This window comes from Lederbergia panacisoli, from assembly GCF_024626525.1.
Classification (GTDB): domain Bacteria; phylum Bacillota; class Bacilli; order Bacillales; family Bacillaceae_C; genus Lederbergia; species Lederbergia panacisoli.
Window position 1 is genome coordinate 156,762 of record NZ_JANJGU010000004.1, and the last position, 20,940, is coordinate 177,701.

Annotated in this window: 18 protein-coding genes and 2 other annotated features; of the genes, 11 read left to right on the forward strand and 7 right to left on the reverse strand. The window is 40.8% G+C overall.

Features of this window, described 5'->3' with window-relative positions:
• Positions 1-50 precede the first annotated feature (50 nt).
• The 6 genes from NQ185_RS08045 (at position 51) to NQ185_RS08070 (ending at position 8,585) form a co-directional block, all read left to right on the forward strand.
• Positions 51-1,547, forward strand: coding sequence for a nitrate/nitrite transporter (locus NQ185_RS08045; RefSeq protein WP_257581128.1), 1,497 nt, complete (start codon positions 51-53; stop codon positions 1,545-1,547).
• A gap of 75 nt (positions 1,548-1,622) precedes the next feature.
• The gene (locus tag NQ185_RS08050; protein ID WP_373370795.1) at positions 1,623-5,300 is read left to right on the forward strand and encodes a nitrate reductase subunit alpha; all 3,678 of its coding nucleotides are present in this window, start codon (positions 1,623-1,625) and stop codon (positions 5,298-5,300) included.
• Complete coding sequence (gene narH / locus NQ185_RS08055) at positions 5,290-6,858, forward strand: nitrate reductase subunit beta (RefSeq protein ID WP_257581130.1); 1,569 nt, start codon at positions 5,290-5,292, stop codon at positions 6,856-6,858. Before NQ185_RS08050 ends, narH begins: the two co-directional genes overlap by 11 nt.
• Complete coding sequence (narJ, locus tag NQ185_RS08060) at positions 6,833-7,363, forward strand: nitrate reductase molybdenum cofactor assembly chaperone (RefSeq protein WP_257581131.1); 531 nt, start codon at positions 6,833-6,835, stop codon at positions 7,361-7,363. The genes narH and narJ overlap by 26 nt, the downstream gene beginning before the upstream one ends.
• Before the next feature lie 23 nt (positions 7,364-7,386).
• Complete coding sequence (gene narI / locus NQ185_RS08065) at positions 7,387-8,097, forward strand: respiratory nitrate reductase subunit gamma (protein ID WP_257581132.1); 711 nt, start codon at positions 7,387-7,389, stop codon at positions 8,095-8,097.
• Between the two features lie 59 nt (positions 8,098-8,156).
• A complete protein-coding gene (locus NQ185_RS08070; RefSeq protein WP_257581133.1) occupies positions 8,157-8,585 on the forward strand; it encodes a hemerythrin domain-containing protein in 429 nt (142 codons plus the stop codon).
• On the opposite strand, the gene NQ185_RS08075 is transcribed toward NQ185_RS08070, so the two are convergent.
• Together NQ185_RS08075 and NQ185_RS08080 are read right to left on the reverse strand one after the other, a co-directional pair.
• Positions 8,579-8,974: a hypothetical protein gene (locus tag NQ185_RS08075; RefSeq protein WP_257581134.1), complete on the reverse strand. Its 396-nt coding sequence runs from the start codon at positions 8,972-8,974 to the stop codon at positions 8,579-8,581. The two genes, NQ185_RS08070 and NQ185_RS08075, sit on opposite strands and share 7 nt — an antisense overlap.
• 419 nt (positions 8,975-9,393) lie before the next feature.
• On the reverse strand, positions 9,394-11,403 hold the full coding sequence (locus tag NQ185_RS08080; protein ID WP_257581135.1) for a penicillin-binding transpeptidase domain-containing protein: 2,010 nt from the start codon (positions 11,401-11,403) through the stop codon (positions 9,394-9,396).
• Positions 11,404-11,534: 131 nt separating this feature from the next.
• Here NQ185_RS08080 and NQ185_RS08085 point away from each other — a divergent pair, with 131 nt between their 5' ends.
• The 3 genes from NQ185_RS08085 (at position 11,535) to NQ185_RS08095 (ending at position 14,199) form a co-directional block, all read left to right on the forward strand.
• Entirely contained in the window at positions 11,535-12,461 is a 927-nt protein-coding gene (locus NQ185_RS08085) for a manganese-dependent inorganic pyrophosphatase (protein WP_257581136.1), read from the forward strand.
• A 170-nt stretch (positions 12,462-12,631) separates the two neighbouring features.
• Entirely contained in the window at positions 12,632-13,456 is an 825-nt protein-coding gene (gene pheA, locus NQ185_RS08090; RefSeq protein ID WP_257581138.1) for a prephenate dehydratase, read from the forward strand.
• A 17-nt stretch (positions 13,457-13,473) separates the two neighbouring features.
• Positions 13,474-14,199, forward strand: coding sequence for a DsbA family oxidoreductase (locus tag NQ185_RS08095; RefSeq protein ID WP_257581139.1), 726 nt, complete (start codon positions 13,474-13,476; stop codon positions 14,197-14,199).
• Between the two features lie 29 nt (positions 14,200-14,228).
• Here the strand turns inward: NQ185_RS08095 and NQ185_RS08100 are convergent, their stop codons facing one another.
• The 5 genes from NQ185_RS08100 to NQ185_RS08120 all read right to left on the reverse strand — a co-directional run bounded on the left by NQ185_RS08100 (position 14,229) and on the right by NQ185_RS08120 (position 18,267).
• Entirely contained in the window at positions 14,229-14,678 is a 450-nt protein-coding gene (locus NQ185_RS08100) for a threonine/serine exporter family protein (protein WP_257581140.1), read from the reverse strand.
• Between the two features lie 15 nt (positions 14,679-14,693).
• On the reverse strand, positions 14,694-15,452 hold the full coding sequence (locus tag NQ185_RS08105; RefSeq protein ID WP_373370796.1) for a threonine/serine exporter family protein: 759 nt from the start codon (positions 15,450-15,452) through the stop codon (positions 14,694-14,696).
• Between the two features lie 128 nt (positions 15,453-15,580).
• On the reverse strand, positions 15,581-16,528 hold the full coding sequence (locus tag NQ185_RS08110; protein ID WP_257581142.1) for an urea transporter: 948 nt from the start codon (positions 16,526-16,528) through the stop codon (positions 15,581-15,583).
• Between the two features lie 151 nt (positions 16,529-16,679).
• A complete protein-coding gene (locus NQ185_RS08115) occupies positions 16,680-17,558 on the reverse strand; it encodes a sensor histidine kinase (protein WP_257581143.1) in 879 nt (292 codons plus the stop codon).
• 10 nt (positions 17,559-17,568) lie between these two features.
• Positions 17,569-18,267 (reverse strand): LytR/AlgR family response regulator transcription factor, encoded by a 699-nt coding sequence (locus NQ185_RS08120; RefSeq protein ID WP_257581144.1) that lies wholly within the window; start codon positions 18,265-18,267, stop codon positions 17,569-17,571.
• A 173-nt stretch (positions 18,268-18,440) separates the two neighbouring features.
• Here NQ185_RS08120 and NQ185_RS08125 point away from each other — a divergent pair, with 173 nt between their 5' ends.
• Positions 18,441-19,187 carry an ATP-binding cassette domain-containing protein gene (locus NQ185_RS08125; RefSeq protein WP_257581145.1) on the forward strand — a complete coding sequence of 249 codons (747 nt, stop codon included), beginning with the start codon at positions 18,441-18,443 and terminating at the stop codon, positions 19,185-19,187.
• Positions 19,180-20,343 (forward strand): ABC transporter permease, encoded by a 1,164-nt coding sequence (locus NQ185_RS08130; protein WP_257581146.1) that lies wholly within the window; start codon positions 19,180-19,182, stop codon positions 20,341-20,343. Before NQ185_RS08125 ends, NQ185_RS08130 begins: the two co-directional genes overlap by 8 nt.
• A gap of 51 nt (positions 20,344-20,394) precedes the next feature.
• Positions 20,395-20,640: a binding site (T-box leader), on the forward strand.
• A gap of 28 nt (positions 20,641-20,668) precedes the next feature.
• Positions 20,669-20,916 (forward strand) — a binding site (T-box leader).
• Positions 20,917-20,940: the final 24 nt, after the last annotated feature.

Consider the following 20,940-nt stretch of genomic DNA (forward strand, 5'->3'; position numbering starts at 1 on the left):
GTTTTATCCATGAAAAGGAATGGTAAGAAGATAGGAAAGGAGGAGAAAATATGAATCGCGGTGGTGCACAGTTAACGCTGCAAACGAGCAGCTTAGTTGCAGGATTTATGGTTTGGGTCATTTTATCTTCACTTATGCCTTTTATTACGACAGATATTCCACTAAAAGCGGGTCAAATTGCATGGGTGACGGCTGTGCCTGTTATTTTGGGTTCTTTATTAAGAGTGCCGCTTGGATATTGGACAAATCGGTTTGGGGCAAGATATTTGTTTTTCATTAGTTTCATCGTTCTATTATTTCCTGTTTATTATGTCAGCATAGCCAATTCAATGGGGGACCTCATTATTGGCGGTTTATTTATTGGTGTTGGGGGCGCCATTTTTTCTGTTGGTGTTACTTCATTGCCCAAGTATTATCCAAAGGAAAAGCATGGCTTTATAAACGGTGTATATGGGATGGGGAATATTGGTACTGCTGTTACAAGCTTTGCGGCACCCGTCCTTGCTAATATGTATGGCTGGAGAAAAACCGTTTTGTTTTACATTTTTTTAATGGCCCTGTTTGCCTTACTAAACTTCCTTTTAGGTGATAGAAAAGAAGCGAAAATTCGCGTTTCCGTTGTAAAACAAATTAATAGTGTATATAAAAATCAAAAGTTATGGTTCTTAAGTTTGTTTTATTTTATTACTTTCGGTTCATTTGTCGCTTTTACTATATATTTGCCCAACTTTCTTGTGAATCATTTCGGATTGGAGAAAGTAGACGCTGGTATGCGGACGGCGGGATTTATTGTCCTTGCTACGTTATTGCGCCCTGTTGGAGGTTGGCTCGGGGATAAGTTTAACTCATTTAAAATTCTTTCACTTGTATTTGCGGGTCTGACATTGGCTGGATTTCTTTTATCCTTTACTCCTTCCCTTACCATTTACACTGTTGGCTGTCTAGCTGTTGCATTTTGCGCAGGAATTGGCAATGGTACAATCTTTAAACTTGTCCCACTTTATTTTTCAAAACAGGCTGGGATTGTAAACGGGATTGTTGCGATGATGGGGGGACTCGGTGGTTTCTTTCCGCCGCTGATTTTAACGATTTTGTTTAATCTAACTGGCCACTATGCTATTGGTTTTATGGCTTTATCACAGTTCTCGCTTGCAAGTCTCATTTTAGTTCTATGGATGTATCACCAAGACAAACTATTTGTAAGCGAAAATGTGTTGGAACACACTGCTTCGGGACTCATGCTCACAAAACCGAATGGACAAATTGTAAGAATAAATCCGGCTTTTACAAAAGTGACAGGATATACATTAGACGAAGTAATCGGTAAAACTCCTAGTTTTCTCCACTCAGGAAAACAAGGGAAATCTTTTTATGAAGAAATGTGGGCAACAATTGGCGAGCAAGGTTTCTGGCAAGGGGAAATTTGGAATAAACGCAAAAACGGGGAAATGTATAAAGAATGGCTGACAATCAGCCCGGTCAAAAATGAAGCGGGCGATGTTCAATATTATGCAGGCATGTTCAATGAACTGACGGAGGAAAGCTAAAGAACTGTTTATTTGCGCATAAGTTGGGAAAAGTATGTAAAAGTATGTCTCGAAAGGGAGTTGAATATGACAAATATTTCGAAAGCTTCTTCGCCGTTTTGGAAAAAGCTAAAGTTTTTCGGAAAAACGGTCCCTGAAACAGAACATAGTGAAATGCAGCCATATGACCGCGGCTCCGAAAGAGTTTATCGCAGGCGTTGGCAGCATGATAAAGTTGTTCGGACGACACACGGGGTAAATTGCACAGGTTCCTGTAGTTGGAAGGTGCACGTGAAGGATGGAATTATCACGTGGGAAACGCAACAAACGGATTATCCATCAACTGGACCAGATATGCCAGAGTTTGAACCGCGTGGTTGTCAGAGGGGGGCAACTTTTTCTTGGTATACATACAGCCCTCTGCGAATTCGTTATCCCTATATACGCGGGTCGCTACTCACGCTTTGGAGAGAGGCTCTGCAGGAAACAAAGGATCCGGTGGCGGCTTGGAAAAGCATTGCTGAAGATGAAGAAAAGTCGAAGGAATATAAGAAATCCCGTGGGAAAGGCGGACTTGTCAGGACGACGTGGGATGAAATGAACACGCTTATCTCTGCTTCTCTTATTCATACGATTCAGGAGTATGGACCTGACAGGATATTTGGATTCTCCCCTATTCCTGCCATGTCGATGGTGAGTTATGCGGCTGGAGGCCGGTTTTTAAGTTTATTGGGCGGCTCTTTGCTTAGTTTTTATGATTGGTATGCAGATCTGCCGAATTCCTCGCCGCAAATTTGGGGAGATCAAACAGATGTACCTGAGAGTTCAGATTGGTTTAATTCAAGTTATATTATTGCTTGGGGATCGAATATTCCTCAAACCCGAACACCCGATTCGCATTTTTATGTAGAATCCAGATATCGCGGCACGAAAGTGGTAGCGGTTGCACCGGACTATGCTGAGTATGTTAAATTTGCCGACAATTGGCTGCCCGTTAAGGTAGGGATGGACGGGGCGCTTGCTATGGCGATGACACATGTTATTTTAAAAGAGTTTTATGTGGATCAACAAGTTGATTTTTTCAATGATTATATAAAAACATACACGGACATGCCTTTTTTGATCACATTAAAGGAAAAAGATGGCGGGTATGTTGGAGATAAGTTCTTGCGGGCAAGTGATCTTAGTATGATTGTAGAAAAGTCAGAATGGAAGCCGGTTTTATTGGATAAAAAAACTGGCAGGTTCGTCATTCCGAATGGGACCGTCGGTCATAGATGGGATGAGAAGGCGAACTGGAATTTAAAGCTGGAGGATCGTGACAATGGACTAGGTGATATTGATCCGGAACTTACATTATTAGGTCAAGAAGACGAAGTCGTGATGGGCTTATTTCCTTACTTCGGCGAAGAACAAGAGGGAGTTTTAAAACGAGGACTTCCTGTGAAAAAAATATCAGTGGATGGAAAGGAAGTTTACGTAACAACTGTGTTTGATTTAATGATGGCAAACAGCGCAGTAGGCCGCGGACTTCCTGGGGATTATCCTACAAGCTATGAGGATGATATTCCTTATACGCCAGCTTGGCAGGAAAAATTGACAGGCGTCGATAAACATCAAGCTGCTCAAATCGCAAGGGAATTCGCCCAAAATGCGATCGATTCAGAAGGTCGGTCTATGATCATCATGGGGGCGGGCATCAATCACTGGTATCATTCGGATACGATTTATCGGTCGATTTTAAATCTTGTCATGTTGACAGGCTGTCAAGGAAGAAATGGCGGTGGCTGGGCTCATTACGTTGGTCAGGAAAAAGTTCGCCCAATCGAAGGCTGGGGTACGATTGCGATGGCGAGGGATTGGGGCGGACCGCCGAGACTTATGAATGGCACGAGCTTCTTTTACTTTGCAACAGAACAATGGCGCTATGAAGATCAGCGCATGGAAAATTTAAAATCCCCACTTGTTGATAAAAGTAAATATAGTCATCCAGGTGATTACAATGTGTTGGCTGCAAGGCTTGGTTGGCTTCCTAGTTATCCTCAATTTAATAAAAGCAGCCTGAAAATGGGTGCTGATGCCCGAGGATTGAATGACAATTTGAAAAAGCAAGTGACAGAACAATTAAAAAATGGCCAATTGAAATTTGCAGTTGAAAATCCTGAAGATAGAAGGAACTTTCCGAAAGTTTTATTCGTTTGGCGGGCAAATTTAATTGGCAGCTCGGCAAAAGGACATGAATATTTTTTAAAGCATTTGCTTGGAACCCATGATGGAACATTAAGCACAGAAAATGAACACGATTTGACTGAAGAAATTAATTGGGTAGAAGAAATGCCGCAAGGAAAGCTCGATCTAATGGTTAGTGCCGATTTTCGGATGTGCAGTACGGGACTGTATTCGGATATTTTGCTGCCTGCCGCTACTTGGTATGAAAAATACGATATTTCAAGTACAGATATGCATCCTTTCGTGCATCCTTTTAATCCTGCAATCACACCTCCGTGGGAAGCGAAATCAGATTGGGAAATGTTTAGAAATTTAGCGAAAAGGTTTTCTATGATGGCGAAGCATTATTTGCCTGAAGTTGTTCAAGATGCAGTTGCAACCCCGCTCGGAAAGGATTCACCGGACGAGATCAGCCAAGCATATGGCCGTGCACCTGATTGGAAGCATGGAGAATTTGAACCGATGCCTGGAGTGAACTTGCCGAAACTTCAAATTGTCGAACGAGATTATACAAAGGTTTTTGATAAGTTCGTAACACTTGGGCCAAATGCGGTTAACTTAGGAGCACACGGGATTGGATACAAAGCGGAAGAGGCTTATGAGAAATTGCTTGCTATGCTCGGTCCGTCAAAATACTCGGAACAATATCAGGACAAACCGAATTTGTACACTGATAAGAATGCTGCGGAGGCGATGCTGGCCTTATCTAGTGCAACGAACGGAAGCTTGGCTATGAAGGCGTGGGAAGCGCTGGAAAAACAAACGGGTCAACCATTAAAAGACCTATCAAGTGACCGTGAGGGAGAACATATTACTTTTTTTGATATTACAGCTCAGCCTCGAAAAGTTATTACAACGCCTGTTTTTACAGGAATTAATAAAGGAAACCGCAGATATTCCCCATTTACGCAAAATATTGAGCGGCTCGTTCCATTTCGAACATTGACAGGACGCCAGCATTTTTATCTGGATCACGATGTTATGCTCGAATTTGGAGAGGAGCTCCCGACGTTTAAAGCTCCGCTCAAAAAAATGGCTTTTTATGATAAAGATAACCGGCCAGTGATGGATGGTCAGGAAATTACCCTTAAATATTTAACCCCACATTTTAAGTGGTCCTATCACAGTACGTATGGAGATACATTACCAATGCTCACTCTTTTCAGAGGTGGACCACATGTTTGGTTAAATAATGAAGACGCAAAATCGGTTGGATTGGACGATAATGATTGGATTCAAATGTACAACCGCAATGGAGTTGTTGTCGCCAGGACCGTCGTGAGCCATCGTATCCCTCGTGGAGTGGCATTTATGTATCATGTTCAGGAGCGCTACATTAATGTACCTGGTTCACCGATTACAAATCAGCGTGGAGGAACGTTCAACAGCCCGACACGCATTCACATGAAGCCGACTCAGATGATTGGCGGCTATGCGCAGTTAAGCTACGGATTTAATTATTACGGACCGACTGGAAATCAGAGAGATGAACAAGTAGTAATCCGCAAACTTGAAAGGGACGAGGTGAAGTGGCTTGAGAATTAAAGCGCAGTACGGTATGGTGATGAATTTGGATAAGTGTATTGGCTGCCATACTTGTAGTGTAACGTGTAAAACGACGTGGACGAATCGCTCAGGTGCGGAATATATGTACTGGAATAATGTTGAGACAAAACCAGGCGTTGGATACCCGAAACGTTGGGAGAACCAAGATGAAAGAAAAGGTGGTTGGGAGCTAAGAAATGGGAAGCTCGAGTTAAAAGCGGGCGGTAGAGCAAGCAAGCTCCTCAATATCTTTTACAATCCCAATATGGCGCCGATTGATGACTACTATGAGCCTTGGGATTATGAATATGAAAATTTAATTAATAGTCCGGCTGGCGACTACCAGCCGGTCGCACGCCCAAAATCACAACTTACCGACGAGTATATGGACATCCAGTGGGGTCCAAATTGGGAGGATGATCTCGCAGGGGTTTATAAAACGGGTAAAGATGACCCGAATATGAACGGTCTCGAAGAGCAAATAAAGTTTGAATTTGAAGAAACCTTCATGATGTATTTGCCTAGAATATGTGAACATTGTATTAATCCATCATGTCTTGCTTCCTGTCCTTCCGGAGCCATTTATAAGCGTGATGAAGACGGGATTGTCCTTGTTGATCAAGATGCGTGTCGCAGCTGGCGCTTTTGTATGTCGGGATGTCCATATAAGAAAGTTTATTTTAACTGGAAAACGAATAAAGCTGAAAAATGTACATTCTGTTTTCCAAGAATTGAAACGGGTCAGCCTACCATCTGTTCTGAAACTTGTGTTGGCCGCCTTCGTTATATCGGTCTCGTATTATATGATGCGGATAAAGTGCTCGAAGCTGCATCCGTTGAAGACGATAAGGATGTGTATGAAGCCCAGTTAGAAATGTTTTTAGATCCACATGATCCTGAAATCATTGAAGAAGCGAGAAAGCAAGGGATTTCGGATGATTGGATAAAGGCAGCACAAGATTCACCGGTTTATAAAATGGCCGTGGAGCAAAAAATTGCGTTGCCGCTTCATCCTGAATACCGAACATTGCCGATGGTATGGTACGTACCTCCGCTTAGCCCATTTATGAATGCGTTTGGGGGAATTGGAGATGCAATTAATCCAAGAGTAGTATTTCCGACAATTGAACAAATGCGGATTCCGATTGAATATTTAGCCAATTTGTTCACAGCGGGAGATACACAAGTGATTAAAAATGTTTTGCGTAAATTAGTAGCTATGAGAAGCTATATGCGCCAATTAAATTTAGATCAGCCGACAGACGCAAGTATTTTAGAGGCAGCTGGATTATCAGAGAAGGTTGTTCGGGAAATGTATGAGCTGTCCGCAATTGCAAAATACTCTGATCGCTATGTCATCCCTCCTTCTCATAAAGAGCTTTCTGGTGACATGTTCTCCGAAAGAGGAATGGCTGGTTTTGAGGAATTTGGTCATGGTGGCGGTGGAGGAAGCTGTGAAACATGCGCTGTGGGTGCACATCCACCGGAATCGCCACTCGACTACTATGGAGAGCAATATTGGAGGGAGCTAGATGAATCAAAAGCAGAAGGCATATAGTCTAGTCTCCAGTCTTCTTCAATATCCCGAGACAGAGTGGAAGAAAGAATTACAGGGTTTAGACATCGCCCATGAATTTCCCGACGAATCAATTAGGATGCCGTTACTTAGATTTTTAACGTATGTAAAAAATACTACGTTTCATAATCTATGTGAAAATTACGTTTATACTTTCGATTTTTATGATAAAACAACTCTATATTTAACACATACTGTTTTCAAAGATAATCGTGATCGTGGGTCTGTTCTCTCACAACTAAGGCGGCAAATGATGGAGCTTGGAATGGAATTTACAACGGAAGAATTGCCAGATTACTTGCCTCTTGTTTTGGAATTTGCATCGATTGTGCCGGAAAAGGATTCGGCTAAAATTCTCAATCTTCATTTGCGATCCATTAAAAACTTGGAATTGGAATTGCAAGGAATTGATAGTCCGTATCGCTATTTAGTCGCCGCATGCATTCAATGTATCGAAATGGCGGAAGAAAACGAAAAAGTTTCTTAAGGAAACAGAAGGGAGGTTATACGATGAGCTTTCTAGATTATTTTCTTTGGGGAGTCTTTCCGTATTTATGTTTAACGATTTTTGTCGTCGGTCATATTTATCGATATAATGTCGATCAGTTTGGATGGTCGGCGCAGTCAAGTGAGTTTTTGGAAAAGAAACAATTAAAATGGGGAAGCCTTCTGTTTCATTGGGGGATTATCTTTGTTTTCTTCGGTCATATCGCCGGAATTTTAGTGCCAAAAGTCATTTATGATACGATGGGAATTTCCGATCATATGTATCATTTTGGAGCTGTTTGGTTTGGAGGAGCGGCAGGGTTAGCAACTGTCATTGGCGGGTTTCTGTTGTTTTTAAGAAGGAGCGGAACGCGGAGAGTTAGAAATACGAGCAACCCGAATGCCATGTTTACTCTCATTATATTGGGAGCGGTAGTATTAGTAGGTTTTACTGCGACAGTCGGGTATACAGCATCAGGTGGGGACTTCGATTATCGTACAACAATTGGCCCTTGGTTCAGGGGATTATTGATTTTCAGTCCAAAACCTGAATTGATGGTTGGTGCACCATATGGTTTTCAGCTACATGTATTTTTAGCTTTCGCACTATTTGCCGTTTGGCCGTTTACAAGACTCGTCCATGTGTGGAGCTTGCCGCTTGAATATTTAGGCAGAAAGTATATCGTATATCGAAAAATGAACCCGCAGACGACAAGCAAAGAAAATAGAGGATAATAAAGGTGGATCTGTCAATATGACGCAGATCCATTAGGTCATTCGAGAGGAGAGATTGTATGTCAGGTCCATCATTACGTAAGCTTGACGCCCATCGAGCCATTCATGATGGTTCTTTTATCGAGGCAAAAAACTTAACGGATCTCTTGTATAAATTGGTAGGGGAGGAGCGCGATAAAGAAGCTATGGAAGTAGCAGACGCGTTAGTAGAACATTGGGAGTTGCGCGTCATTACACATGCCGATTCAGAGGAGCAAGGTTTTTACAAAGAAGTCGTTGAAAAAGAACCGAAAATGCTTGAAACGATTGCAATGTTAACAAGAGATCACGACCTGATTCGGATTCTTGCAGAACGAGTGCGGGGGATATTGAAAAAAGATGGAGTAACGAAGGAAGTGCTTGAGAGTTTTACGGGAATGTTAATTGTGAACGAAATACATAGTCGTGACGAAGAACGGCTGTTGCTGGATCATGAACATGATCATTGAGCATAAAGGCTAGATTTCCGTTGCGATCCAAGCCCAATCGCACCGGTAAAAGCACCAGCGCTCAAATTCCGTTGCGATCCAAGCCCGATCGCACCGGTAAAGGCGCCAGCGCTCAATTTCCGTTGCAATCCAAGTCCAATCGCACCGGTAAAAGCGCCGGTGCTCAATTTCCGTTGTGGTCCAAGCCCGATCGCACCGGTAAAGGCGCCAGCGCTCAAATTCCGTTGCGATCCAAGTCCAATCGCACCGGTAAAGGCGCCAGCGCCCAATTTCCGTTGCGATCCAAGCCCAATCGCACCGGTAAAAGCACCAGCGCTCGAATTCCGTTGCGATCCAAGCCCAATCGCACCGATAAAAGCACCAGCGCTCGAATTTCCGTTGCGATCCAAGCCCAATCGCACCGGTAAAAGCGCCGGTGCTCAATTTCCGTAGTGATCCAAGCCCGATCGCACCGGTAAAAGCACTAGCGCTCAATTTCCGTTGCAATCCAAGTCCAATCGCACCGGTAAAAGCGCCGGTGCTCAATTTCCGTTGTGATCCAAGCCCAATCGCACCGGTAAAGGCGCCAGCGCCCAATTTCCGTTGCGATCCAAGCCCAATCGCGCCGGTAAAAGCACCAGCGCTCAAATTCCGTTGCGATCCAAGCCCGATCGCACCGGTAAAAGCACTAGCGCTCAATTTCCGTAGTGATCCAAGCCCAGTGATGGTAGTAAACTCGTGAATACTACCGATAATCCTGATATTAAATATTTTCTAGGCATAAAAAAGAAGCTACTTAAGCTAACCAGACTTAAGATAGCTCCTTTTTTCATTGTTGTTTTATTTCAGTAAAAATATTTTTAACCTTATCGACCGCAGAATCTTTTCCGTCCGCCTCAAGCATTAATGCAATTAATGTGTCTGGGTGGTCAGGGTTATATGCTACAAACCAGCTATTCTCTTTTCCTTTTTTCCCTTGTTCTTCTTTAGCGAATTCGGCTGTTCCCGTTTTTCCTGCGAGTGGATAGTCTTTAATTCGCGCGCCGCGAGCTGTTCCAAGGGAGTCTTCGACCACTTTTCTAAGAGCAGCTCCCATATGATCAACTTCTTCTTGGCTTAACAAGTTTTCTTTCCAAAATTCACCTTGTTTATCGTCTGTAAGCAAGATGGGTTTAATCATATTTCCGTTGTTTGTAAAAATTGTGAAGGTTGACGCAATGTGGAGCACATTCATTTCAACTTGGCCTTGGCCATAGCTTGAGTCGGCTAAAGCAATTTCCGAATCAATGTTTCCGATACTGGATGTATGCATCGGGTATGCAAATGGCATATCTTCGTCAAAACCAAAATCCTTCAATCCTGCAACAAACTTATCTGTACCAAGCTCTAATGTCGTTTGGGCAAAATAAATATTATCCGAATAGATTAAGGCTTTTTCAAGATTAATTGGTACTCCATGATCGCTAACACGAGTAACTTTATAATTCCCCCAAGAGGCATCCTTCTGCCATGACAAATCTTTAATAGAGAGGGATTTTTCCCAATTTAGGGTCCCTTCTTTTAAGCCAATGGCCGCTGTAATAGGTTTAAGTACTGAGCCAGGGGCAAAAGTTGAATTAAATCGATTGAGCATTGGTTTGTCAGGGTTTTCCTCGAGAGCCTTCCATTCATCGTTTGTAGGACCTAAAGCAAGAGTATTAGGATCATAGCTCGGACTGCTCACTAACGCCAACGTTTCTCCTGTAATAGGGTTGATGGCCGCGGCTGTTCCTGGCTTTCCAGCTAGTTCATCAAAAATCGTAACCTGAAGTGCGCTGTCAATCGTCAATTGAACGTCTTCCCCGTCTTTTACTTCTTTTTCAGCAAGAATAACTTCACTTCCGTCTTCCTTCTGGATGACTATTTTTACACCAGGTTCACCTCTCAACTGATCTTCAAACACTAATTCGAGGCCGCGTCTACCAATCATATCTGAGGAAGTATAACCTTTATCCTTATATTTTTCTAAATCTTCCGCAGTAACAGGCGCGATATTTCCTGTTAAGTGAGCGGCTCTTTCCCCCAATGGGTAAACCCTCGCTTCAACGTCCATTCCAATGACACCCGGAACTTGCCCCACCTTTTCCCGCAACTCATAACTTTTTTCTGGAACTGTTTTGATTGGAACAAAGCTATCAGGCTGTACCCAAGATTGTCCGAGCGACTTCTCAATCTGTTCAGCACTCACACCTAAAATTTTGGAAACTTGTTTAATAACGCTCTCTTCCTGCCCCTCTATATCTTTCGGAACCAATCCAATTTGCCTGGCAACTCCATTTTCCGCAATGGCAATACTGTTCCGGTCTAAAATAGCTCCACGCTTCGGAGAGGCAGTCTGGACGGCAATTTTATCTCCTTCTTCAAGCTCAGGAAAAATAAAACTCGTATCCCAATTTAGCAACCATTCCTTATTTCCCTCTTCCTCTTCTTCCTTTATAAATTCCACTTGGTGAGTAAAAGCAATTTCGCCAGCAAGGCTATCCATTTTTACATCAAATGGAAATTCAATTTCTGTTGCTTCTTTATCCGTTTCTTCTTCAGGATTTTTAAATTGAACCTTTAAATTTTTGATCTCCAAATCTTCATATACTTTTTTATAGCGTTCAACAAAATCCTCTTTTATTACAGTTTCTTTCGATTCAGTTGATAAAAAGTCATACATTTTATCGAACTTTTGATCATTCCAAAGTTTTACATATTCCGCAAAACGGTCTTCCGGTTTCGGTTCTTTTTCTTTATTACATCCTACGATTAAGGAACTAAGTAATAAAAATATCGTAATTAAGACGAATTTTTTCATTCTTCTACCTCCCCATGTCGTTTATTGTATCATTTAAGGAAGATGAAAAAAAACAACTCGTTTTTTCAAACTTCAATCGATATGTTAAAATGGAAAAAGCGAATCATTACATAAAAGCAAGGAGAAGACAAATGGAGAAAATTCTAATTTTCGGGCATAAAAACCCCGATACTGATTCAATATGCTCGGCGCTCGTATATGCAGATATCAAATCAAAATTAAAGCAGAATGTTGAAGCTGTTCGTTTAGGGGAAGTGAATGGCGAAACTAAGTTTGCACTAGATACTTTTAATGTAGAGGCACCGCGCCTAGTCCAAACAGTTGCAAATGAAACAGACAGAGTCATTTTGGTTGACCATAATGAACGCCAACAAAGTGCAGTAGACATTGAAAAAGTGCGTGTCGTTGAAGTGATCGACCATCATAGAATCGCTAATTTTGAAACAAGCGACCCACTCTATTTTCGCGCAGAACCTGTCGGATGTACAGCAACTATTTTGAAAAAAGTCTATAAGGAAAATGGTTTGGAAATCGATAAGAAAATGGCAGGGTTAATGCTATCCGCAATTATTTCTGACTCCTTATTGTTCAAATCGCCAACATGCACGGAGGAAGATATTGCTGCGGCTCGCGAACTTGCTGAAATTGCTGGGGTTGATGCCGACAGCTATGGTCTTGATATGTTAAAAGCTGGTGCTGATGTAAGCAGTAAAACAATTGAGCAGTTGCTCTCACTTGATGCGAAAGAATTTACAATGGGTAATGCAAAGGTTGAAATTGCTCAAGTAAATGCAGTTGGTGTAGAGGAAGTTCTTGAGCGTAAAGCAGAAATTGAAGAGGCGCTTAATCGAGTGATCGAACAAAAAGGATTGGATTTATTCTTGTTTGTCGTAACTGATATTTTAACAAATGATTCTACAGCGATAGCAGTTGGACAAGCAGCAAAAGCAGTTGAACAAGCATTTAATGTGACTCTTGATAATAATAAAGCAGTGCTTGCAGGTGTTGTTTCCCGAAAGAAACAAATAGTCCCTCCACTCACAGACGCTTTAAACTAATAAAGTGACGCACGCGTGGACCTTCGACAAGTAAAATTGACGCTGGTTTATGACCTTGAGGGGCTAGGGCCTGCAGTTAGATAATAAAAGGACAGCGAGAAGCTGTCCTTTGCTTTTATAAAAAACCTGGATTATAATTTTGGGAATTGATGCAAAAGGGGTATGTTATTTTGAAAGTAGCTTATTTAGGACCAAAAGGAACTTTTTCAGAAGAAGCGGCACTGCGTTATTTTTCAAATTCTAAAAATGAAATGATTATGTACAATACGATTTTTGATGTACTTGAAGCAGTGGACGAAGGGGAAGCCGATAAAGGGATTGTTCCAATAGAAAATGCGATTGAAGGCACCATCACGATGACAACTGATGGTTTAATTAATCACGATGTTTGGATTGAAGGGGAAGCTATTTTACCTGTTAAGTTACATTTGTTAACAGTAAGAGGGGCAAATCTAGGGGATATTAAAGAAATATGGTCGATTCCACCGGCATTAGCACAATGCAGAATGTTTACAAAGGAAATGAAGGCCGAAACGCAGCATTATAGCAGTACATCCGGTGCGGCTGAAGCTCTTAGTCAATCAGGGCGATTGGATGCAGGTGCTGTTGCATCGGAGTTGGCTGCCGATATTTTCGATTTGGATATTGCTAAAAGGGATATTCATGACAATGACTGCAACTCTACGAGATTCCTTGTCCTATCTAAAACGCCGAATGGAAACATTCACGAAACAGATAAATCCATGCTTTTAATTACTCCGACAGAAGACCGACCAGGGTTGCTGGCGATTATTTTAAACGTATTTTCTTCATTAGACATTAACCTTTCGTGGATTGAATCTCGTCCAACTAAGAAAAAACTTGGTACATATCGATTTTTCATTGAAGCGGCACTCGGTGTGCATGATGCGAATTTGAAAAAAGCCGTTACCATTCTTGAAGCATACGGACACGAAGTGAGGGTGCTAGGAAGCTATCGGAAAACAAAACTATAAAAAGAAGGTGCTAGCTCATGAAAATAGAAGTATGGTCTGATTTTGTGTGCCCATTTTGTTATATTGGTAAACGCAGGTTGGAGAAGGCGCTAGCCGAATTTCCCCATCGCGATAAGGTGGAAGTAGAATTTCGGAGCTTTGAATTAGATCCGAATTCACCGAAAGAGCAAAATAAAAACATCCATGAGGTACTTGCTTCAAAATACGGTGTATCTGTGGAAGAGGCTAAAAGAATGAACGAAAGCGTCGGCGAGCAGGCTAGGAGTGCTGAACTTACATTTAATTTCGAGCAAATGATCCCGGCGAATACATTTGACGCTCATCGACTTGCCCATTATGCAAAATCTGAAGGCAAGGATGCGCCATTAACGGAAATACTACTCAAAGCGTATTTTACAGAATCGAAGAAACTGAGTGACAAAAATACGTTAGCGGACCTTGCTGAAACTGTGGGACTTGATCGTGAAAAGGCTATGTCTATATTAAATGATGAGAATGCTTTTGCAGATGATGTACGCTCCGACGAAAGAACAGCACAGCAAATCGGTGTACGAGGAGTACCTTTTTTTGTTATAAATGAAAAATATGCTATCTCTGGTGCCCAGGCACCTGAAACCTTTTTAGGCGCACTTGAAAAGGTTTGGCAGGAGGAAAATAGTACTCCAATTCTTCAAGACTTATCAGGCGATGCAGATGGAGCTAGCTGCGAAGATGGAAATTGTGCAGTTCCACATGATAAATAAAAAATCCGATCTGTAAAGGATCGGATTTTCTATCGTGTTCGTAATCTTTTAGTTATTTTCAATACTAATTGTACAAGCACTTCCGCAAAAACAAGCCCCATCGCTATGGCGCTAGCGATGATGAAGGCTTTCATGGCAAGGGGAATGGCGTTTGAATAATCATTGCTTGCTACATGGCGCATCGAATCGTAGGCTGTTCCACCTGGTACGAGAGGTATAATCCCGGCTACGATAAACACAATGATTGGTGTTCGATAACGCTTTGCCATAATATGGCCAATGATCGCAACAATAAAGGCCCCGCTAAATGCAGCTTGAACGACATCAATTCCGGAATCGATCATGACGATATAAACAAACCATCCAGCCATCCCGACCACCCCGCAATGCAGCAACGCTTTCCGAGGTGCGTTAAATATAATTCCGAAGCCAATGGCAGACATCATGCTTAGAATTAGGTGTGTTATGTAATAAATCATGTTTTTGTAACCTCTTTACAACATTAATGAGTAAATAAATGCAACACCCGCACCAATTGCCAAAGCTGTTAAAAATGCTTCCGCGCCTTTTGATAGTCCAGATACGAAGTGGCCAGCCATTAGATCGCGGATGGCGTTTGTTATGAGCAAACCTGGTACAAGCGGCATGACAGAAGCGATGACAATTAAATCAAGCTGCTGTCCTAAGCCGTAATTTACTGCGAATAATCCCAATAGTCCGATGATAAAAGAGGCTGAAAACTCGGCGAAAAACTTAACTTTTGCATGATAGTGTACAATTAAAAAAGTTGAAAACCCTATACCGCCAACGAGTAAAGCGGGGATATAATCGGTCCAACTTCCTTTAAACATAATTAAAAAGCTTCCGCTCGCGATTGCTGCAGCTGCGATTTGCAGCCAAATAGGAAAAGAAAGATTAGCATTTTCCAATTCCTTAAGGGCAAGGATGGCTTCATCCGTATTCAATTTCTTTTCTGCCATGCCTCTTGAGATATGATTGACTTTGGAAATTCTCTCCAAATCTGTCCCTCGTTCACTAATTCGGACAAATTGTGATGGATCTGAACCTTCCAATGAAAAAATAATTCCCGTTGGAGTGACAAAGCTTTGGCTTTCATTAAATCCGCAAGCGGAGGCCATTCTCATCATCGTATCCTCAACACGATACGTTTCCGCCCCACTTTTCATCAATATTTTTCCCGCCAAAAGGCAAACCTCGATCAATTCTTGTTCATTTATGTGATGGTTCAAAATATCAACTCCAAGTTTCTTGCCAGAATGTATTTCATTGTATCATTTTTCTTGGAGCATTTCTTGAAAATAATGTCATAGATCAGATAATCATTTTTACTAAAAATATCCGTCAGTATCTATCATTAATACTATAAGCTAGGTAAAACTTTTTTGGCTCCTAAAAAAATCCAAGTACAAAGAACGTATGGCATTGTAAGTGCTGGCAACCCATACGGCAAAAGCCATGTTGTTACACTTGCTGTTAAAGGGACCGTTAAAATAGCAGCTAAAATACCTACAAAAATAGAATGTCCTGATAGCTTATAACCAGTAAAAACGGTACCCACCGCCATTGTGGCTAAAATGGCATTGTATCCGTATAGTCCGGCATATATTAATAAATGCTCCGCACCAAGCCAATACGAGACAAATAAAGCTACAGCATTTCCAATTACTGCAAATAGTCCGAGCCTCCAACCTTCAATAAATACCGCAATAAAAAGTAAAATCCCCGATAATGTATTATCAAGAAAAAAGATTTGCCCGATTCCACTAATTGCTCCCTCAATCCAGTTGATATCACCTTCGATAATTAAATTCCAACTTGATAAATCTTGAGGGACTAATTTTTCTGATAGATGAAAGTATTTTAATTTGTAAGTAGTTAGTAACACAAACCATGTAAGAATAATAAAAGGAGTTGTAAGGACTGCTAGTTCGGTAAATTTCATCAAATGCATGAAGGCTGCAGTTAGTAACGCCGCAACGGCTGCGCCAAACAAAGCGATGAACCAACGGGAAGTTCCGCTCATAAATAACATTAAAGCTAATCCGGTCAATACAGAGTTAAAACCGAAAAGGCCTTGCCTAATGTCCGAATCATCTGCCCCTCCTATTTTCCCAATTAAAGTCCCGATTACGCTTGATAAAAGGGAGATTATTCCTAAAGCAAGGGACGAGCATGAAATAGCAATCAATATGATGACCCCAGTAAGAGCATTTTCTATTAATATCACTTGAGAAAGGCCCTTCATGGAGGTAATTAAGAATTGCAAGATATTTTCCACCGACTTTGACTTACGGTGATGATTTTTCATGACAAACGTCCCTTCGTATAGCCTTATAAGTCTTTAATAAAATTCCCTTGAGTTGCTATTTAATCCTTATAAAAAGAAAATACATATAAAAAGAAGCCCCTCACGTGAAGGATCTCTTTTTATATGTATATTTTAAGCCACTCTTCTAAACTTAAAGCTTTCGTACGTCGGGAATTTTGATTTTTAGCGTAAATTCATTCCTGATGACGGAAAAGTCAAGCGCTCCATCGTGGGCTTTTACGATACGCATGATTTCTTGAGTACCGATCCCTTCATGGCCACCCGTTTTTGTAGAAATGGACCTGCTTGTAAAAATTCGTTCAAGCGTATTGTCATCAAGAGGCAATGTCTCATTTTTGCTAATAATAATCCATATCCCGCTTTGCCTACGGCAGGAAAAGAGGATTCTCCCTACTTTGCCCGTAGCAGCACTGTAATCATATGCAGCATCAATACTATTCTCCAAAATATTTCCGATAAAAGATATTAGCTCATATTCTGATAGCGGCAAGCCGGAAATCGCTTGCTGGAAATGATATACCAAATTTATTCCTTTTTCACGCGCCTGTTCATTATAGGCGTAAAGAGCGCCTGCTACAATATTCGATTCACCGCCCAAAATGCCATCGATTTGTGTGTAGCGTGTATGTAGTTCAGATAAATATTCTTCAGAATTCGCTCGTATAAGGGCGGAAGTGTGTTTCTGCAGATCATGACGTTGCTTGCGCAGTTCATATAATAGTTCCATTTGTTGTTCGTAATTTTTGACCATCAGCCTATTTTTATTTTTTTCTTCCCGTAAGGAAGTAAGCAAGAAAAAAAGAGCAGCGAATGGAAGAACGGAACCGAGAGCGATATATGATGTTTTCGTCAAAAAGGCAGCAGCCAGCCAAAACAATTGCATGATTGAGGTTATGACTACCCAAAGCCTAGGAAATTGTTCTTTTTTATATAAATATAGTTGGACAAACATAGTAGTCAAGAGCACAATGGCTATCAAAATCGTCCAAACAATAGGAATCAGCTGCATTTTTTCCACCTCAAAAATAATACTTTTGCAAATAGTCCATTTTCTCTTTTGTCAGCATAGCGATTTGCTTTGTTCCTTCAAACGTGACGCTGTAGGACTTTTTTGTGTAAATTGAAAAGCTTTTTACAAAATGTAGATTAATAATAAAGGAGCGGTGCGAGCGAATAAAGTTATTCTCACGAAGACTTCCTTCGAGCTCATTCATCGTCATATATGTTTCATAAGATGAATTTGTTGTGTAAATGGTTGTCGACCGTCCGGTTCGTTCCGCAAAAATAATATCTTTTTTTGGTATCATTTCGATAAGGCCTTTTTGTTTAAGAATTAAGCGTCCCGTCAAATTGCCGGCATGCTGCTTTTCTCGATATTTTGCTAGAGCTTGCAGAAGCCTTTCCTTTTTATATGGTTTTAAAATGTAATCATGAACATTGAGTTCAAACGCATGTACGGCATAACCGCTTTTAGCCGTTACAAAGATGACGGAAATCAATAGTCCGTGTGTTTGAATAAAATCAGCTAATTCATACCCTGAGATACCTGGCATTTCGATATCGGCTATTAATAAATCAATCTTGTTTTTTTGAATTTCCGCGTAAGCTTCCTCCGGATTTGTCGTCGCAAAAATAAGCTCGACATCCTCTTCTTCTTGTAAAATATATTTCAATTTATCTAAATCTATCGTTCGATCATCCACAATGCCTACTTTCATGACGAAAACCCCTTTAAAACATACTAACAATTATTATAAGTCACAAAATCCCGTTTAAAAAGATTACAACCCCTTTCGCGACATATAAATCCCTTTTCGCGACATAATGGCAGACCAAAAATACTTTTAGCTTTACAATACAGTTAGAAATTGAAACGAAGGAGAGGAACGGCATGATCGTCGTGAATCAAGTATCTAAACAATTTAAAGATAAGAAACAAATAGTGAAAGCAATTGATTATTTATCGTTGAATATTAAAAAAGGCCACGTTGTAGGACTTATTGGTGAAAATGGCGCGGGAAAAACAACATTGCTTCGGATGCTTTGTACGCTGATTGAGCCTGACGAAGGAATCATCACACTAGATGGAGAAAATATTTTCGAAAATAGAGAGAAAGTGAGATCTCGGCTTGGGGTGTTATTCGGATCTGAAACAGGCCTTTATAACAGATTGACTGCCAGGGAAAATCTAGAGTACTTCGGAAATCTGTACGGCATGTCTCCACACGATATTAAAAATCAAATTGAGATGCTCGCAAAAAGATTTGGCATGCGTAAATATTTGGATCGGAAAGTAGAAGGGTTTTCGAAAGGAATGAAGCAGAAAGTTGCGATTGCACGGACGCTTATCCATGATCCAGACATTGTGCTATTCGATGAACCGACAACAGGCCTTGATATTACATCATCCAATATTTTTCGCGAATTTATTTATCAATACAAAAACGAAGGGAAAACGATTGTGTTTTCAACTCATATTATGGATGAAATTGCCCATCTGTGTGAGGATGTCATTATGATGCATAAAGGCCAAGTTGTATATGAAGGAAGTCTTGAAAATCTATATTCGCAGGAAAACAGTAGGGATCTAAACTACTTATTTACATCGAAAGTTGTAAGAGGTGATTTATATGTTTAAAACAATTTTTCTTAAAGAGATGAAAGATGTTTTAAGGGATAGGCGCAGTATTACCTTGCTCATTATTTTTCCGTTATTAATGATGGCGGGACTGACATTTTTTTATGATAAAATTCTAACAACTAGTGATGAAGAGAATTTTACTCTAGCAGTGGATGAAGGGGTAGATTCTGAATTAATATCATATTTAGAGAAATATATGCCTACCTTAGAGGTAGAAAAATATCAGGATGTGCAAAAAGCAGTTGAAGAAAAAAAGGTTCAGATTGGTATTAAGCTGGATGAGGATTGGAAACAAAGGCTAGAAAATGAGGAAGCGATTCCGGTAAAAATTATTTTTGATCCTGGCAGTCAAGACTCATCCAATGCTTCAAATATTGTGATGGCAGGCTTTAACCAATGGCAGCAAGAAACGGTTCAACAACGGCTAGCAGGTCAAAATATGGATAGCAGTGTTTTAGAGGTTTTTCAACTTGAAACAAAAACGACAAAAGATGAAGAAAACGCCATTGCATCTTTTATGCTGGCAATCTTGATTCCATTACTGATCCCGATGGCAATTGCAAATGGATCCTATCCATCTGCAACCGAGCTGTTTGCGGGAGAGAAGGAAAAGAAAACAATCGAAGCATTGCTCATCACACCTATTAAACCTATCAAAATTTTAGTCGCAAAATGGATGACTATTTCACTACTTGGAATATTCACTGGTGTATTATGTATTGCATTACTAAGTGTATTTGTGAATTTTACAACGGAACTTAAAAAAGGAATGGCAGTCATTGAGAATCCTGCTCCATTTGTCATCATGAGTATTGTGTTAATCGTATTGTTTGCCATTTTCTTTGCTGAAGTTGAAATGATTTTAAGCATGATGGCCAACTCGGTAAAAGAAGCTGGTTATTATATGACACCTGTGATAGGGATGATTACTCTTCCAATGCTATTTATGTTTTTTGCAGGCGAAGCTTTGAGTCTTCCGTTGTATGCAGTCCCATTCATGAACTTATTTTTATTCGTCCGCGATGCGTTTAGTGGGCAGTTGACTATCAATGCTTTTGGAATTGCTGCAGGGAGCTATGCGCTGCTGATTATCATTTTATTCCCAGTGTCTGCAAAGCTTTTTGGAAATCGTCGATTAATGTTAGGAAAATAATGATTGACAATAATCAAAATTTTTAATATCATCATAAACAATCAAATACATTTCTAGGCAATGAAGAAGAATAGTAGCTTGTGTGGCACATAAGAGAGCCGATGGTTGGTGCAAATCGGTGTGATTCATGCGGGTGAATGGGCTTCTGAGCTTCCAAACCGAACCGGCTTCATATGGTGTAGGCTTTGGCGAAAATCCCATCGATAAAGGGGAGCACGCATAATGCATGTAGACATTGTGCGGAAGAGAGCTGATTTTGGCTAAATAAAGGTGGCACCACGGTCCTTCGTCCTTTGGATGAGGGCCTTTTTGTGTTTTAAAATAATTCAAAACGTTGAGCAAGAGGAGTATGTTTAAGTGAATCGTCACAGAGAGCCGGTGTTGGTGTGAATCCGGTACGAAAGCTTTGACTGAATGGACTTGCGAGTGATTTCCTGAAAATAGATTAGGGAAATCCGGTTTTCCGCCGTTACATGGATAGGGCATCGGAAATGAACCTGTGCCTGAAAGAGATGGAGATTGTTGAATAAAGTCTCCAATAAGAGGTGGCACCGCGGTTATATCGCCCTCAGATGAACACTAATTTGTGTTTGTCTG

Coding starts and splice junctions, on each gene's coding strand:
- NQ185_RS08045 (WP_257581128.1), top strand. CDS start 51: ATGAATCGCGGTGGTGCACAGTTAACGCTGCAAACGAGCAGCTTAGTT.
- narJ (WP_257581131.1), top strand. CDS start 6,833: ATGAATCAAAAGCAGAAGGCATATAGTCTAGTCTCCAGTCTTCTTCAA.
- narI (WP_257581132.1), top strand. CDS start 7,387: ATGAGCTTTCTAGATTATTTTCTTTGGGGAGTCTTTCCGTATTTATGT.
- NQ185_RS08070 (WP_257581133.1), top strand. CDS start 8,157: ATGTCAGGTCCATCATTACGTAAGCTTGACGCCCATCGAGCCATTCAT.
- NQ185_RS08080 (WP_257581135.1), bottom strand. CDS start 11,403: ATGAAAAAATTCGTCTTAATTACGATATTTTTATTACTTAGTTCCTTA.
- NQ185_RS08085 (WP_257581136.1), top strand. CDS start 11,535: ATGGAGAAAATTCTAATTTTCGGGCATAAAAACCCCGATACTGATTCA.
- NQ185_RS08095 (WP_257581139.1), top strand. CDS start 13,474: ATGAAAATAGAAGTATGGTCTGATTTTGTGTGCCCATTTTGTTATATT.
- NQ185_RS08100 (WP_257581140.1), bottom strand. CDS start 14,678: ATGATTTATTACATAACACACCTAATTCTAAGCATGATGTCTGCCATT.
- NQ185_RS08110 (WP_257581142.1), bottom strand. CDS start 16,528: ATGAAAAATCATCACCGTAAGTCAAAGTCGGTGGAAAATATCTTGCAA.
- NQ185_RS08115 (WP_257581143.1), bottom strand. CDS start 17,558: ATGCAGCTGATTCCTATTGTTTGGACGATTTTGATAGCCATTGTGCTC.
- NQ185_RS08120 (WP_257581144.1), bottom strand. CDS start 18,267: ATGAAAGTAGGCATTGTGGATGATCGAACGATAGATTTAGATAAATTG.
- NQ185_RS08125 (WP_257581145.1), top strand. CDS start 18,441: ATGATCGTCGTGAATCAAGTATCTAAACAATTTAAAGATAAGAAACAA.
- NQ185_RS08130 (WP_257581146.1), top strand. CDS start 19,180: ATGTTTAAAACAATTTTTCTTAAAGAGATGAAAGATGTTTTAAGGGAT.